The sequence below is a fragment of the Sorangiineae bacterium MSr11954 genome (genome assembly GCA_037157815.1).
In the GTDB taxonomy this organism is placed as follows: Bacteria; Myxococcota_A; Polyangia; order Polyangiales; family Polyangiaceae; genus Pendulispora; species Pendulispora albinea.
The window spans coordinates 331,917-347,576 of the sequence record CP089984.1 but is presented as its reverse complement, the minus strand read 5'-3'; the positions used below and the strand labels follow the sequence as shown (position 1 = coordinate 347,576).

The following is a 15,660-nucleotide window of genomic DNA, read 5'->3' as shown; positions in this document are numbered from 1 at the left end:
TCGCCTCTAATAGGGGTTGGCCGCGTGGGTCAGGGTCTCCCACCCGATGAACAAGACGTTCGTTCCTGCCGGCCGCTGCTGCTCCACCAGCTTCTGCGTATTGGGCATGGTGATGCCCAACCGGTTGCCGAGCGCATTGAACCCGACCTCCAGCACCGGCCCGATCCCTCGGGTGAGCTTGCCCCCACAGAGCCACGAAGGCGGCGCCTCGCCGAGCTCGTACTTCGCGTGGAACCCCAGCGCAAAGCGCAGTCGGTCCTTGATCTCCGCATGGAGATCGAGCCCCTGGTGCCGCGCCGTCTCGGCGAAGTTCGATATGGACGCGAGCCCGTATCCGGTGTGCGTGAAATCGCGGCACGTCTCCTGGGACAGCCCGTCCACGAAGGTGGATTGGTTTTGCCAATAGCGAATGATCTCCTCGCGCGTATCGACGCCGCTGCCGGGCTTCGTCTTCGGCAGCGCGCCGTCCGAGGTCAGGTAAATATATGCGGGCACCCGCACCCGGAAGATGCTCACCGCGCGATCGTAGCTCGCCCTATCCTCGAGGAACACCGAGATGCCGACGGCGGCCTCCATCATGGTCAATTCCCAGTTGCCATTGGAGTTGGACCCGTTGATCAACTTCGGCAGGTAAACGTCGCGCAGCATGGACGCAAATCGATTCACCCCCGCGGCCGGCCAGCTACCGTACGTATGCCGAATGATCTCCGCCGCACGCGCCCACGAGGCGCCGGCCCACCCGGTCTGCAGGGGTGCGTTGCTGTTGGTATGATTTTGAATGATGCCCGACCACGCGTCCATGATGGCGATGGCCTTGTTGGCATATCGGCTGTCTTGCGTGATGTACCACGCCAGGGCATTGCCATAGGCGGCCAGCGCGTCCTGGCGCTCGTCGGTGCAACCGTAATTGGGGTTCGAATACGGTCCGCACTCCACGATGGCGCGTGGCTTGGGCGCGCGCGACTGCGACAGAAGCGGGTCGGCGAGCATCTTCGAAGAGGCGTTGGCCCATGGTTGTGCGCCTGCGCTGACCTTTCCGCGGACGAAGTCGAGCTGCGGGCGGCTGACCAAGACGCCGGGGTGCGTGAATACGGCTGGCGCTGCCGTCGTCGGGGCTTCGGTCGCCTCGGTCGATCCCGCCGATTCCGTTTTTTGGCTTATGATACCGGTGTCATTTTCGAACGAAGAAGCATCGGAACACCCGGCCAAAAGAGCCAGGGGCGCGAGGGTGCACAGCGAGCGGAAACCTCGAAGGAACGGGAGCATGGTCGACCTCCTTGCTTCGTGCGTGTCACGGCGGGTCAAGATTGATGACGTGAAACATCATTGCAAAGCACGCCGCGTGCCCTCGAGGTTATCGCGTGAATCCAGCGATTTCGACCATGATCGCACCGATCCGGATGATCCGATCGATCACGATCCGCCCGCGCCGCGCGACCTCATGAGCCGCGCAACGTCACGAGCCACGCAACGTCACGAGCCGCGCGACCTCATGAGCCACGCAACCTCATGAGCCGTGCGCACAGAGCGGACACGCCGCCGGCGCATGCGGCGCATCGCGGCGGTGCAAATCGAGCACCGCGCGCGAAATGGTCGCGAGCTCGCGCCGCACCTCGCGGCGCTTTCCGGCGATGCGCGGGATCGCCATGGAATCGTACGCCGTGGTTTGGTGACGCATCCACGCGATGACGGCCGCCTCCGCGCGCTCGGCCACCGGAATGCGCTCCGTCCGCGCCACGGTGCCGCTGCCCACCGGGGTCGCGTGCTCCGTCACCTTGCGCGCGATCGCGCGCCCCAAATCCATCCAGCGCGGCGCGAACCGAAGGAACGCGAGCACCTCTTCTTCGAACGACACCACGTACACGGCCTGCGCATGCTCGCGGCGCTGGGTGGCCGCGGCGCGCTTCTTGGCGTACCCCTCGGTCGCGCGCTCGGCCTCCAGCGCGGTCTTGGCCGCCTCGATGTTCTCGCGCGGCGCCCAGAGCCCCTTGGAGAAGGCCTTGCGGCCGCGCTTCTCGATGACCGCCCAAGACGGTCCAGCCTGCTTCACCCGACGGGTCAGCCCCGCGTCCCCCGGCGGCAGACACGCCCAACCCGCGGGCGGCGAGCGACGCGTACCATCCGGCGCGAGAAAAACGTTGGGATCGGCGGTCGGCGCGAGGGTCAAGCAGTCGGGCATCGGCCGGGACCTTACCCAACCTGCGCTGGGCTTGACAGAGCCGGTCCGCTCCCACAAATATGAATCCGCTCATCCTGATACACGAATGAATCCACCCGGCCCGGAGGCCATGTGCACCTCGCGCAGTACGTCGGAACCTTGAACCTTCTTGGCGACGAGAGCCGCATCCGGCTGTGCGCCCTTTTGCGCGCGCGCGAGCTCAGCGTCACCGACTTGGTCCGGATCACCGGCATCTCGCAGTCCCGCGTCTCCACGCACCTGGCGCGCCTGCGCGAGGGCGGCTTCGTGCGCGATCGGCGCGAGGGACAGCACGCCTTCTATGCGCTGGCGGTCGACACCCTGCCGCTCACCGCCAAGGCGCTGCTCGACGACGCCATCCTGGACACCGATCCCACGTTGGAGGGCGATCGACGCCGCCTGGCCGAGCTCGATGCGGAACAGCGCGGCCGCTTGCCCGAGTCGTTCGCCGGCGAAATGGACCGGCATTATTCCCCCGGCCGCACGTGGCAGTCGCTGGCGGTGGGCCTCGCGGCCTTGCTCCGCCTGGGCGATGTGCTCGACGTGGGCTCGGGCGACGGCGCCGCGGCCGGTTACATCGCGCCCTACTGCCGCGCGCTCACCTGCGTCGACTCGAGCCCGCGCATGATCGAGGCCGCGAAGGTGCGCCTCGGCAAGCACCCCCACGCGCGCGCGCAGCTGGCCGACGTGCACGAGCTCCCATTCCGCGATGCGTCCTTCGACGCCGTCCTCCTCTTTCACACGCTCACGTACGCCGAAGAGCCCGCGCGCGCGGCCGCCGAGTGCGCGCGCGTGCTGCGCCCGGGCGGAAGGGTGGTTCTGCTGTCGCTCGCCGAGCACGAGCACCGCGATATCACCGCGCCCTATGGCGAGCGCCACGCGGGATTTTCACCGCGCGCCATCCGAAGCCTCCTCACGCGTGCCGGCCTCACCGTCACCTTCTCCGACATCGCTTGCCGCGAGGCCAAGAAACCCCACTTTCAAGTGATCTTGGCCATCGCCGAAAAGCTCGACAAGCACCCCCGAAACCTCGAATAGGTCCTTCACCCATGACCGCCTCCACCGATCTTCATCCGCTCGCCAAGCTCCTCCAGGAGCGCATCGTCGTCCTCGACGGCGCCACGGGCACCACCATCCGCACCTATGGAATGAAAGAGGCGGACATCCGCGGAGAGCGATTCAAAGACTCCAAGAAGGATCTCCTCAACAACGGCGATCTCTACTCCATCACCCAGCCGAACATGATGGGCGACATCCACCGTCGCTTCCTCGAGGCCGGCGCCGACATGGTGGAGACGAACACCTTCAGCGCCACCAGCATCGCCCAGAGCGAGTTCTTCGTCGACGATCCGCGCGAGCACGGCGGCCGCAAAGATCCCGAGTTTTATCAAAAGATCCTCGACGATTCGTTCCTCAATGGCCTGGCGTGGGAAATCAACGAACAGTCCGCGCGCCAGTGCCGGGAGTGGGCCGATCGCGTGGCCAACCGCGACGGAAAACGCCGCTTCGTGGCCGGCGCCATGGGGCCGCTCACCGTGTCGCTCTCCAACTCGCCCGACGCGGACGACGCCGGCTTCCGCGTGGTCACCTTCGAGCAAGTCAAAGCTGCGTACATGCTGCAAGCGCGCGCCCTCATCGCGGGCAACGTGGACGTGCTCTTGGTCGAGACCATCTTCGACTCGCTCAACGCCAAAGCCGCGCTGGTCGCCATTCAAGAGGTCTTCGAAGAGGACGGGACGCGCCTCCCCATCATGATCTCGGCCGCCGTGGGCCGCGGCGGGGAGACCATGATCTCCGCCCAGACGGTGGAAGCGTTCTGGAACGCCGTCAAACACGTGAAGCCGCTCTCCGTGGGCTTGAACTGCTCGATTGGCCCCGATCTCATGTACCCGTTTTTGGCCGAGCTGGCCGAAAAGTCCTCCACGGCGATATCGTGTTATCCCAACGCCGGATTGCCCAACCCGCTCTCGCCCACGGGCTTCGATCTGGAGCCCGCCGACATGGGCCGCTTCTTGGGCGAGTTCGCGCAGAGCGGGCTGGTCAACATCGCGGGCGGCTGCTGCGGCAACACCCCCGAGCACATCGCGGCCATCGCCAAGGCCGTTCACGCCAAGCCCGCGCGCAAACCCTCGGTCGCGGTGCCGGAGTCGGTCGCCCCCGAGCCGCTGCGCCTCTCGGGCTCGCAGCCCTTCACCCAGCAGCAGGGCGTTTACATGATGATCGGCGAGCGCACCAATGTCGCCGGCTCCCCGAAGTTTGCAAAGCTCATCAAAGAGGGCAAATACGAAGATGCCGTGAGCATCGCCCGGCAGCAGGTCGACAACGGCGCCAACGTGATCGACATCTGCATGGATGAGGGCATGATCGACGGCGTCTCGGCCATGACCCGCTTCCTCTCGCTCCTGGCCAGCGAGCCGGAGGTCGCCAAGGTCCCCTTCATGATCGACTCCTCCAAGTGGGAGGTCATCGAGGCGGGCCTTACGTGCCTTCAAGGCAAGGGGATCGTCAACTCCATCTCGCTCAAAGAGGGCGAGGACACCTTCCGCGCGCGCGCCCGCCACATCTTGCGCTACGGCGCGGCGGTGGTGGTCATGGCCTTCGACGAGCAAGGCCAAGCCGCCACCTACGCCGACAAAATCCGGATCTGCGAGCGCGCGTACCGCATCCTGGTGGACGAAGTGGGATTTCCCCCCGAGGACATCATCTTCGATCCGAACATCCTCACGGTGGCCACCGGCATGGAGGAGCACAACAACTACGCGATGGACTTCATCGCCGCCACGCGCTGGATCAAAGAGAACCTCCCGCACGCCAAGGTGAGCGGCGGCGTGTCCAACATCTCCTTCAGCTTCCGCGGCAACAACCACGTCCGCGAGGCCATGCACTCGGCGTTTCTCTACCACGCCATTCAGGCGGGCATGGATATGGGCATCGTCAACGCAGGCATGCTCGAGGTGTACGAGGAGATCGAGCCGGTGCTGCGCGAGCTGGTGGAGGACGTGCTCCTCAACCGCCGCCCCGACGCCACCGAGCGCCTCGTCGACTTCGGCGAGAAGCTGAAGGCGGCCAATGCGGGGGCCGTCGCGACCGAAAGGAAAGAAGAAGAGTGGCGCAAGGGCTCGGTGGAGGAGCGCCTCTCGCACGCCCTGGTCAAGGGCATCGACACGTACATCGACAAGGACACCGAGGAGGCGCGGGCCAAGCTCGGACGCCCGCTCGCCGTCATCGAAGGCCCGCTCATGGATGGCATGGGCGTGGTCGGCGATCTGTTCGGCGCCGGCAAGATGTTCCTGCCGCAGGTGGTGAAGTCGGCCCGGGTGATGAAGAAGGCCGTCGCCTACCTCACGCCCTTCATGGAGGCCGAAAAGGCGCAAATGAAGGCGGCCGGGCAGGCCGTGAAGACGCAAGGCAAGATCGTGCTGGCCACCGTCAAAGGCGACGTGCACGACATCGGCAAGAACATCGTGGGCGTGGTGCTCGCGTGCAACAACTACGAGGTCATCGACATGGGCGTGATGGTCCCATGCGAAAAGATCCTGGAGCGCGCCAAAGAAGAGAAGGCCGACGTGATCGGCTTGAGCGGCCTCATTACGCCCTCCCTCGACGAGATGACCCACGTGGCCCGCGAAATGGAGCGCCAGGGGTTCAAGCTGCCGCTCCTCATCGGCGGCGCCACCACCAGCCGCGCCCACACCGCCGTGAAGATCGCGCCGCACTACAGCGAGCCGGTGGTGCACGTGCTCGACGCCAGCCGCGCGGTGCCCGTCACCACCAGCCTCTTGAGCGAGGATGGCCGCGCGGCCTTCGTCGCCGAGCACGTGGCCGAGTACGAAAAACTCCGCCGCATCCACGCGGGCCCGAAGCAAAAATTGATCACCCTCGAGGCCGCGCGCGCGAACCGCACCCCCATCACCTGGCGCGCCGAGGACATCCCCCAGCCGGAGTTCACCGGGGTCCGCGTCCTCGAAGACTTCCCGCTCGCGACCTTGCGCGAGTACATCGACTGGACGCCGTTCTTTCACACCTGGGAGCTTCGCGGCGTCTACCCGCGCATCCTCGAGCACGAGAAGTACGGCGAGCAGGCCCGCAAGATCTTCGAAGACGCCCGCGTGCTGCTCGACGACATCATCGCGCACAAGCGCCTGATCGCGCGCGCCGTCTATGGCTTCTTCCCCGCCAACACGGTGGGCGACGACGTGGAGCTCTACACCGACGAATCGCGCCAATCCGTGCTCGAGCGCTTCCACTTTCTGCGCGAGCAAGTCGCGAAGACCGAGAAGGACAAGAGCGCGCCGAACCGCTCGCTGGCCGACTTCATCGCCCCCAAGGGAACACAGCTCCGCGATCACCTGGGAGGCTTCGCCGTCTCCACCGGCTTCGGCCTCAAAGAGCTATGCGACCGCTTCCGCGCCGACCACGACGACTACAACGCCATCATGGCCGAGGCCATCGCCGACCGCCTGGCCGAAGCCTTCGCCGAGTACCTCCACAAGCGCGTACGCGACGAGTGGGGCTACGGCCGCGCCGAAGATCTGAGCCCCCAGCAGCTCATCGAAGAACGCTACCGCGGCATCCGCCCCGCCGCCGGTTACCCCGCCTGCCCCGACCACACCGAAAAAGGCACCCTCTGGCGCCTGCTCGACGTGGAGAAGCGCACCGGCATCCGGCTCACCGAGTCCTACGCCATGTGGCCCGGCTCCAGCGTCAGCGGGCTCTATTTCGCGCACCCCGAGTCACGCTACTTCACACTGGGCAAAATCGATCGCGACCAAGTCCGCGACTACCACGCACGAAAAGCCATCTCCGTGCAGGAGGTCGAGCGCTGGCTCGGCCCCAACCTCGGCTACGAGCCGGCAAATTGAGCGCTCCTGCCCGCGCCGGCGCACGTTGCCGGCGCGCGGCCGACTTTTGCCGCGCGATGAAAAACTGACACAAGGCTGTCAATGACATCCGCTATCATCTCTTCAGTTGCACCATGGAGGAAATGAGCATGTCGGAAAGCCAGAAACAGTCGTCGGACGTCGCGAAGCATCAGGGAAGCTGCCACTGTGGGGCGGTTCGCTTCGAGGTCGCCTACGATCCGAGCGCCGGAGCGAGCCGCTGCAACTGCAGCATTTGTACGAAGACCGCCATCCTGGGGGCCATCGTCAAGCCCAATGCGTTTACCTTGCTCACGAGCGAGGGGGACCTCGGCTGGTACGAGTGGGGCGGAAAAACGGCGCGCCGGTTCTTCTGCAAGACGTGCGGAGTCCAGTGTTTCGGCCGCGGCTACCTCGAGCAGGTGGGCGGCGATTACGTGAGCTTCAATGTCAACTGCCTCGACGATCTCGAGATCAAAGATCTGAACGTCGTGTACTGGGACGGCCGCCACGACAACTGGGAAGCGGGCCCCCGCCCCGCGCCCTGGGCGATCCACACCCGCGCCTGAACCCGGGCCCCCGTCCCAACGCCGATTCATCCCGCGGCGTGCGATCCACCTCGCACGCCGCGACGTTTTTAACGCACCGCCCATCGCCACGAGCGGCGTTCCAGCGCGATCCGCGCGCCCGGGTCGAGCGCAGAGCTTCGTTGCCGCACGTCTTCATCACCGTGCACCTTCATCACCGTGCACCTTCATCACCGTGCACCTTCATCACCGTGCACCTTCATCGCGCGCCTTTCGAAACGATCCAGTTGCAGACCAGTCACGATCCAGTTGCAGACCACTCCAAGTAGCGCACTGAGCCGTGCTCCGCGAGCCGAACGTCATCGAGCGGGATCGCGTCGATCCCGCGACGATGGAGATCGCACGGATCGCTCGTTAGGAAATTGGCACCGCGGGCGAGCGCTCGCACGTTGGCGTTCGCCCCCACCGCGCGCGTTGGCGTTCTCCCCCACCCCACTTTTCCCCTTTGGGGAGAGAGGGTGTGAAAGCTTCTTTGCTGCCGATCCGCAACGCGCGCCATGACGCAGTGCTGCGCGTCACGTGAACGGAGCTATTGCGAATAATCCAGTCTTGCAAATTCGAAATGGAGATGCTTCGTAGCAATACCATGTTCGGTACGGACATCGTCCGTGGCGCGGAGGGCCGGCGCGAAGAGCGTAGTTGCGTTCGCGGCATACCGGTCTGAAGAGCACCGTAGGTGAAAAGGGATATCGCACCAAGGCCGTCACCCACCTGACAGAAGGCGTTTTTTTTCGGACGGGCCGGGATTTCTCTTGCCCAAAGGGGCCGATGCATGGCGTATCGACGCTGGCTCATTCCAATCGTCGGCCTTGAACGGGAACGTCTCGTTCGTCCGGAGCCATGGAGTGCACGATGAGACTTCGATCGCTTGATTGCATCATTTCCGCCGCCACGCTGTCCGCCGCCATCGCGTACGTGGCGCCCGCACAAGCCCAAGTGGGCGCCGCGGTTCTTACGGGTAAAGTCGTTGACGCTGCATCCAAGAAGGGGGTCATGGACGCCGTCGTCACCGTGACGTCGCCGGCCCTTCAGGGTGAGCAGATCGTCACCACGGACAACACCGGTACGTACCGCATTCCGTCCTTGCCGCCCGGCGTTTACTCGCTGCACCTCGATAAAGAAGGCTATAGGGCCTATCAACGCGACGAAATCCAGCTCCGTGCGGACTCCACCATCCGGCTCGACGCCGACCTTCTGCCGGAGGGTCTGCAGGCCCAAGAGGTCGTCGTCGTCGCCCACGCGCCGACGGTCGACGTGGGGTCGACGACGAGCGGCGCCAACATCAACAGCGACTTCACCTCGCGCATCCCCGTCACCAACCCGGGTGCGCGCGGCGGCGCCCAGCGATCCTTCGAGTCGGTCGCCGAGGCAACCCCCGGCGCCAGCTCCGATACGTACGGAACGTCGGTCAACGGCTCCACCTCGCCCGAGAACTCGTACGTCATCGACGGCCTGCGTACGAACAGCGCCAGGTACGGTGTCAACGGATCGCCGCTCTCCATCGAGTTCGTCAAAGAGGTCAACGTCCTCTCCGGCGGCTACCTCCCGGAGTACGGCCGCTCGACGGGCGGCATCCTGAACGTCGTCACCAAGTCGGGCTCCAACGAGTTCCACGGGTCGGTGTGGGGCAACTGGACCCCCGGCGCGCTGGAGGGTGCGCGCAAGTATCCCTACTACCTGGGCACCGCCATCCAAACACGGCGCTCCCTCGCCAACATCTACGACATCGGTTTCGACCAGAGCGGCCCCATCATCAAGGACAAGCTTTGGTATTACGTGGGCTTCGACGTGGCGCGGTCCATCTACAACCTGGATCGCAGCATTTACGTTAGCCGCGACGGCCGGACGGACATCGAGGGAGAGCAGATCCCGGGCTCGACCCAGCAATACCAAGCGTCGTCGACGTCGTATCAAATCTTCGCCAAGCTCGATTACCGCATCAATCAAAACAACAAGCTGGCCCTGAGCTTCTCGGCCACGCCGACGATGTCGGGCGGCGGTGGTGACTTCGCCCTCAACCCGAACTCGGGGGCCATCGAGGTGGGAGGCGGAAACCTCATCGGAACCTACACGGCGATGGCCCACCAGCGCCGGTCGGGCTCCTACGACACCATCCTCAAGTGGACCACGGAGTTCGACAACAAGTCGAAGAACATCGAGACCACCATCGGATGGCACCACGAGCTGGGCGGAACGCTCGGCGCGGATGGTTTCAACGTGGGAAGCGGCCTTGGAAGCTCGGCCTATCCGAACGTGGTTTACCGCCGCAGCCCCAATCTGTGGGGCCTCGAGCGGTTCGAGGGCACCGGCGGCGCCTCCTGCACCCGGATCACGGACCCGAAGGATCCGACCAAGACAATCCCGACCTGCCCCTTGCAAGAGTACCGCGCGGGCGGCCCGGGCTTCACCGATCAGAACGTCCTCGACGTGTACGCGGCCAAGAGCGTGCTCACCATCCTCGCGCAAGGCCTCGGACACCACGTCATCAAGGCGGGCGCCGAGTTCGAGGTGGCCTCGTCGTGGAACAGCCGTGGTTACTCCGGCACGCGCGGTCTGCAGGAGACGACCAGCGGCTCGCGCTTCGACGAGGTCCGCGGTTACGGCTACCTCACGGCGCCCGATCAAGCGGTGCAGCTCGATCGGCTGGTGACCCGCACGCACTCCATCAACGTGGGCGGGTTCGTTCAGGACAGCTGGTCGATCTTGGACAAGGTCACCGTCAACGCCGGTGTGCGCTGGGACAATCAGTTCATCCTCGGCGCCGACGGGAACCTCTTCATGAGCTTTCCCAACCAGTTCTCCCCGCGCGTCGGCGTCATCTTCGACCCCACGCAAAACGGGCGCTCGAAGATCTTCGCGAGCTATGCGCGCTTCAACGAGAGCGTGCCGCTCAACATCGTCGACCGCGGCACGGGTGAGCGCGGCGTGCGCTCCTCCGAGAGCGCCGCCCAGTGCAACCCGCTCGATCCGGGCCAGGCGCAAGGCGTCTGCCAAGGAGCGGCGCGCCCGACGTTCCCGGCGAAGCGCGGCTGGACGGAGAAGGACATCCCCGATCGCAAGTTCGGCCCGTACAGCGGCGGCAAGATCGTCGACCCGGACATCAGCGTGCAGTCGACGAGCGAGTTCAGCGCCGGCGGCGAGTACGAGATCCTGAAGAACGGCCGCTTCGGCGTCAGCTACGTCCGTCGATGGATGAACAACGTCGTCGAGGACATGAGCAACGACGAAGGCGCGACCTTCTTCATCGGCAACCCGGGCAAGGGCATCGCAAAAGGCTTCCCGGAGGCGACGCGCAACTACGACGGCGGCACCGTCTACTTCACGAAGACGTTCGCCGACTCGTGGCTCGCGCAGGTCAGCTACACGCTCTCGTGGCTGCGCGGAAACCTCGCGGGCCTCTATCGCCCGGAGACCGGCCAGCTCGATCCGAACTCCAACTCGTCGTTCGACCTCAAGTCGCTGCTGACGAACCAGCAGGGCGATCTGCCGGGCGATCAGCGACACAGCGTCAAGGTCTTCGTCGCCAAGGACATTCAGATCTCGAAGGAGTCCAACTTGAACCTCGGCGGCTCCGTCCAGGCGCGCTCCGGCGGTCCCACGAACTTCCTCGGCGCCCACCCCCTCTACGGCCGCGACGAGGCCTACATCCTTCCGCGCGGCACCGGCGACCGCCTGCCGTGGAACGGCAATGTCGGCACCCACGTGGGCTACACCTGGCGCTTCGAGAACGGCATGTCGCTCGGGCTCACCATGGACATCTTCAACTTGCTCAACTTCCAGGGCGCCCTCACCCAAGACGAACGCTACACGCGTGAAGACGTCCTCCCCATCGTCGGCGGCTCCTCCGCCGATCTGAAGAGCGTCCAAACGCGCGCCGGCAGCACGCTCGCGCCCGGCCAGGTCAACCCCAATTTCGGCAAGGCCACCACGTACCAAGAGCCGCGCCAATTCCGATTCGGCATCCGCGGTACCTTCTGATTCGAGGGGCTTCGCCCCTCCTTTCGTTCAAAGCCGTCGCGCGCTTCGAGCACGCGGCGGCTTTGCTTTTAGCAGCGCACCGCGCCCGTTTGCTCGAGCACGCGGCGCTTCCCCTTGTTTCCGTTGCACGCCGCCGCACGCTTCGAGCACGCGGCGGCTTTGTTTTTGGCGGCGCACCGCGCCCGTTCGCTTCAGCGCGCCGCGCTTCCCCCCCTTTCCGTTGCACGCCGCCGCGCGCTTCGAGCACGGCGGCTTTGACGACGCACCGCGCCCGTTCGCTTCAGCGCGCGGCGCTTCGCCCCCCTTTCCGTTGCACGCCGCCGCGCGACGCGTGCAGTCGGTGGCCGTCGACGTCGACGATCAAGAGTACGCCCCCATCGCCGGCATCCCCGAGCTGCGCGACGCTTCGAGCACGCGGCGGCTTTGGCGGCGCACCGCGCACGTTTGCTTCAGCGCGCCGCGCTTCGCCCCCTTGTTTCCGTTGCAGGCCGCCCGCGCGCTTCGAGCATGCGGCGGCTTTGTTCGCGGCTGACCGCGCGCACCGTTCGCTTGATCACGAGGGGCCTCGCCCCTCGCCTTCGTCAACTGAGCGGAAGATCATTTGGCGGGCTGACCGTGCGCATGGGTCGCGTTGGGGGGCGGGGCAGGGTAGAGTTTTGGCGTGACGATCAAGGCGTTGGATGAATTGGTGAGGTTGCTCGACCTCGAGCGCATCGAGGAGAACCTTTATCGTGGGCAGAGTCGGGACCTGGGGTGGGGGACGGTGTTTGGTGGACAGGTGCTCGGGCAGGCGCTTACGGCGGCTGTTCGAACGATTCCGCAGGAGCGGGAGGTTCATTCGCTGAATGCGTATTTTCTACGGCCGGGCAATGTGGCGCGGCCCATCGTGTACGACGTGGATCGCATCCGCGATGGGAGCTCGTTCAGCACGCGGCGCGTGGTGGCCATTCAGGACGGCGAGCCGATTTTCAATCTGGCAGCCTCGTTTCATAAACATGAAGAGGGCTTCGATCATCAAGCCGATATGCCCGAGGTGCCGGCGCCCGAAACCTTGCCCACAGACGAAGAGCGCGCGGCGCTCATCCCCGGGCTTCCGCCGCGCATCCGCGAGCTCGCTACGGCCGAAGGGCCGTTCGAAACACGCACCGCCGATGCGCTGGAGAACCCCGTGGCCCCTGCACCAAGGGCGCCGCTTCGCCGCGTGTGGATCCGCGCAAAAGGGACCCTCCCCGACAACCCCGCGCTTCATCGTTGCTTGCTCGCGTATGCGTCGGATCGGTCCTTCGTCACCACCGCGCTGTTCCCCCATGGCGTGGCGTGGATGACGCCAGGTATGCAGATCGCCAGCTTGGATCACGTGATGTGGTTTCACCGTCCGTTTCGGATGGATGAGTGGCTGCTTTATGTGATGGAGAGCCCCTCCGCACAAGGTGCGCGCGGCCTCTCGTACGGCCGTTTCTTTACCCGCGAAGGGCTTCTGGTCGCCAGCGCAGCCCAAGAGGGGCTCATTCGCCGGCGTGAAAAAAAGTAACGATCGTCGCACGTGCGCTCTTTTGACTGTCAAGTTGCGCGCACCCCGCGCACACTAGGTCCATGGATGCGCGAATCGCAAAATGCCTGCTCGTGAGCAAGGTTCTCGTGGCGGACGGCATGATGACCGCCGAGGAACGCGCCCTCCTCGAAACGACGATGACCCAAGCGGCGCTCTCGCCCGAGGAGCGGCGTCGCGTCTTCGATCTGGAAGGTTGGGACGAGGCGGAAGCCGTCATCGCGCAGCTCCCCGAAGAGGACAAGCGCGAGCTCGTGGACGAGCTGATTGACGCCGCCTCGGTCGACGGAAGGCTCTCCCCCACGGAGCTCGTCACCATCAAAGAGATCACACGGGCGCTCGGCCTCGAGCCCTGAAGAGCGCCGGGCCGCGCGGCTCGATGCGCGCCGCGCTCAAAGCCGCGTTTCGCGGACGATGCGGGAAGATACGAAGCGTTTGGCCGAAACGCCGATGTTCTCGGGGCTCAAGCTAAAGCTGCCCCCCACCGGCGTGTCCGGATTCGCGCCGAAGCGGCGAAGGGCCGATGCATTGGCGGGGGTGCCGTCGGGCTTCTGATCGCGGGCCTCGACCTCGACCACCACGTGCAATCCTTTGGAGCCGGGGGGAATGCGCACCCGCTTGCGCGCGAGTTGTCCGCGAATGGCCTCCACCAATCGTTTCCAACCTTCGTAGTCGTTATTGGCGTCGGCGAGCTGAATTTGCACGGCGCCTTCGGCCCCCACCGAAATATCGAAGGTGGCCCTTCCCACCGAGGGCGCCTCGGTGGTGCGCGCCGCAGCCTCCACCGCCAGCCGCACGGGTTGCCCGCGGCTCGTGCCCCGCTTCACGTCTTCCGCGTCGAGCGCCTCGGCGAGGCCTCCCGTGGTCGATGGACGCTCATCGGCGGGCAGTTCGGCCTTTGAAACGACCCCATCCGGCAACACGTACTTCGAGCCGCCCGGCGCTCCAAGACCCAAATCGACGGGCTTGCGCACAGTGGGCGAAAAGGTCCACCCCTCCGCCGGCGCCGAGGACGACGACGACGCAGGGGACGGCGTCGGATTTTCCGCGCCAGGGTTCGTATTTTGCGGGGCGTTTTCTACCGAACCCAACGTGGTCATGGGCTCGCGCGGCGCATTCTCCGCGGCTTTGCGCGCGGGCTCCGGCGCCGCGACGGGCGCCTCCTCGCGCACCTCGGATTTTTCGAACAGGGCGGCCACATCCAGATCCCACTCCTCGGTGGGCTCCGCGGGTCGCTCCGTTCCATCGAGCGCCGGCTGCGCGGGGCGCTGCTTCCAGGAGACCGCAAGAAACGCAGCGTGCACACCGCACGCCACGGCCAGCGACGCGTAGGTGCGCACGCGCCACGATGCTTCCCCTCTCGATTTGCGGCTCTCTTGATGAACGGGTTCGTGCACACTCGCGTCACCCCGACGCGGATTCGCCAACCTCCGAGGTCTAGCATTATTCCCGGGGCGCGCTCGATACGATCCCTCGTCGCGTCCGCCTGAACGCCACCTTCGGCCTCGCACCGGCCCGGGGCACGTCCGCGATGGCGGGCGCGCCGCGCATCGATGAGACCTGCGAAAGCATGTAGAGCGCAAACGCCATCGAGGCGCGCTCGATTCGCACGAGGACGCGCGTGGATCGCCGTCAATCGACGAGGCGTTCGAGCTCCTCGGCGGCTTGGAGCTCGTCGCGAAAACGTTCGCGTTCCTCGTCGGACAAGACGACGGCATCCCGCTCCGCGCGAAGGCGCTCCACCCGCTCTTTGTCGCCGAGCGCGACGGCGAGCTCCATGCGCATGGCGAGCGCGCGGGCGCGATCGATGGCCGGCGCGGGATCGTTGCGTGCGAGGGCGATGTCGAGCACCTCGGCGGCCAAGGCGTCGTCGTTTTGGGAGACGCGCGTGTGCTCGGCGCTGGTGATGGCCCGCGCCAAGCGCGACTTTGGCTCGCGCGCGGCTTGGGGCGTTTCCTTTGCGGAGGCCTGCGCATCGTTCGCGGAGGCTTGCGCGCCCTCGACTTGGATGAGGATGACCGAGTTGCCGGAGGGATCGACCACCGTAAAGCGCCGTTGGCCTTTGCGCAGCCGGCTGATACGGGGAATGCCGGCGACGGGGAGCTTGCCGTAACGCCGCCGCAACGCTTCGACGAAGCTTCGATGCAGCTCCTCCAGCCTTCGACCGTCCGGGATCATCCACAGGCAAATCCCGCCATTCGCCTCGTTGGCGGCGAGCCCCTCGCGACCGTGGAAGTGCAGGTGAATCCCGCCGCGCCGCATGGCCAAGTACACGTACGGCGCGCGCTGCTTGTGGGTGACCTCGAAGCCCAGCACCATATAAAAGTCCACGGTATCGGCGAGCGATACGCAGGGGAGCACCGGGATCGTCATTTCGTCGGCCATGCGCCCTCGCTTCTCCAAAGTGCAAAATTGACAGCTGGCTGTCGATCTCTAGCAGCTCACGACCCGGTGATCACGCGCCATATTTTCCATTGTCAACGGCCACCG

General features: G+C 65.6%; 12 protein-coding genes. 8 read left to right on the top strand and 4 right to left on the bottom strand.

All coding sequences use genetic code 11. From position 1 onward, the window contains the following. Nucleotides 1-6: 6 nt before the first annotated feature. Nucleotides 7-1,266, bottom strand: coding sequence for an alginate lyase family protein (locus LZC94_01395; protein ID WXB15934.1), 1,260 nt, complete (start codon nt 1,264-1,266; stop codon nt 7-9). On the opposite strand from LZC94_01395, the gene LZC94_01390 reads away from it, so the two are divergent. Further along, nucleotides 1,265-1,513 (top strand): hypothetical protein, encoded by a 249-nt coding sequence (locus tag LZC94_01390; protein WXB15933.1) that lies wholly within the window; start codon nt 1,265-1,267, stop codon nt 1,511-1,513. The genes LZC94_01395 and LZC94_01390 overlap by 2 nt on opposite strands. Here the strand turns inward: LZC94_01390 and LZC94_01385 are convergent. Beyond that, nucleotides 1,508-2,179 carry a DUF2293 domain-containing protein gene (locus LZC94_01385; GenBank protein WXB15932.1) on the bottom strand — a complete coding sequence of 224 codons (672 nt, stop codon included), beginning with the start codon at nt 2,177-2,179 and terminating at the stop codon, nt 1,508-1,510. The genes LZC94_01390 and LZC94_01385 overlap by 6 nt on opposite strands. Nucleotides 2,180-2,317: 138 nt before the next feature. Here LZC94_01385 and LZC94_01380 point away from each other — a divergent pair, with 138 nt between their 5' ends. The 7 genes from LZC94_01380 (at nt 2,318) to LZC94_01350 (ending at nt 13,526) form a co-directional block, all read left to right on the top strand. Beyond that, nucleotides 2,318-3,235 carry a metalloregulator ArsR/SmtB family transcription factor gene (locus tag LZC94_01380; GenBank protein WXB15931.1) on the top strand — a complete coding sequence of 306 codons (918 nt, stop codon included), beginning with the start codon at nt 2,318-2,320 and terminating at the stop codon, nt 3,233-3,235. 11 nt (nt 3,236-3,246) lie between these two features. Further along, nucleotides 3,247-7,059 (top strand): methionine synthase, encoded by a 3,813-nt coding sequence (gene metH, locus LZC94_01375; GenBank protein WXB15930.1) that lies wholly within the window; start codon nt 3,247-3,249, stop codon nt 7,057-7,059. Between the two features lie 128 nt (nt 7,060-7,187). Continuing rightward, nucleotides 7,188-7,625: a GFA family protein gene (locus LZC94_01370; GenBank protein WXB15929.1), complete on the top strand. Its 438-nt coding sequence runs from the start codon at nt 7,188-7,190 to the stop codon at nt 7,623-7,625. 870 nt (nt 7,626-8,495) lie between these two features. Beyond that, complete coding sequence (locus LZC94_01365) at nt 8,496-11,621, top strand: TonB-dependent receptor (protein WXB15928.1); 3,126 nt, start codon at nt 8,496-8,498, stop codon at nt 11,619-11,621. A 340-nt stretch (nt 11,622-11,961) separates the two neighbouring features. Then, entirely contained in the window at nt 11,962-12,153 is a 192-nt protein-coding gene (locus LZC94_01360; GenBank protein WXB15927.1) for a hypothetical protein, read from the top strand. 129 nt (nt 12,154-12,282) lie between these two features. After that, the gene (gene tesB, locus LZC94_01355) at nt 12,283-13,152 is read left to right on the top strand and encodes an acyl-CoA thioesterase II (GenBank protein ID WXB15926.1); all 870 of its coding nucleotides are present in this window, start codon (nt 12,283-12,285) and stop codon (nt 13,150-13,152) included. Between the two features lie 92 nt (nt 13,153-13,244). Then, on the top strand, nt 13,245-13,526 hold the full coding sequence (locus tag LZC94_01350) for a TerB family tellurite resistance protein (protein ID WXB15925.1): 282 nt from the start codon (nt 13,245-13,247) through the stop codon (nt 13,524-13,526). A 36-nt stretch (nt 13,527-13,562) separates the two neighbouring features. On the opposite strand, the gene LZC94_01345 is transcribed toward LZC94_01350, so the two are convergent. Beyond that, nucleotides 13,563-14,510, bottom strand: coding sequence for a hypothetical protein (locus tag LZC94_01345; protein ID WXB15924.1), 948 nt, complete (start codon nt 14,508-14,510; stop codon nt 13,563-13,565). 292 nt (nt 14,511-14,802) lie between these two features. After that, the gene (locus LZC94_01340) at nt 14,803-15,555 is read right to left on the bottom strand and encodes a hypothetical protein (GenBank protein ID WXB15923.1); all 753 of its coding nucleotides are present in this window, start codon (nt 15,553-15,555) and stop codon (nt 14,803-14,805) included. Nucleotides 15,556-15,660 lie beyond the last annotated feature (105 nt).

Coding starts and splice junctions, on each gene's coding strand:
- LZC94_01390 (WXB15933.1), top strand. CDS start 1,265: ATGGTCGACCTCCTTGCTTCGTGCGTGTCACGGCGGGTCAAGATTGAT.
- LZC94_01395 (WXB15934.1), bottom strand. CDS start 1,266: ATGCTCCCGTTCCTTCGAGGTTTCCGCTCGCTGTGCACCCTCGCGCCC.
- LZC94_01385 (WXB15932.1), bottom strand. CDS start 2,179: ATGCCCGACTGCTTGACCCTCGCGCCGACCGCCGATCCCAACGTTTTT.
- metH (WXB15930.1), top strand. CDS start 3,247: ATGACCGCCTCCACCGATCTTCATCCGCTCGCCAAGCTCCTCCAGGAG.
- LZC94_01370 (WXB15929.1), top strand. CDS start 7,188: ATGTCGGAAAGCCAGAAACAGTCGTCGGACGTCGCGAAGCATCAGGGA.
- LZC94_01365 (WXB15928.1), top strand. CDS start 8,496: ATGAGACTTCGATCGCTTGATTGCATCATTTCCGCCGCCACGCTGTCC.
- LZC94_01340 (WXB15923.1), bottom strand. CDS start 15,555: ATGGCCGACGAAATGACGATCCCGGTGCTCCCCTGCGTATCGCTCGCC.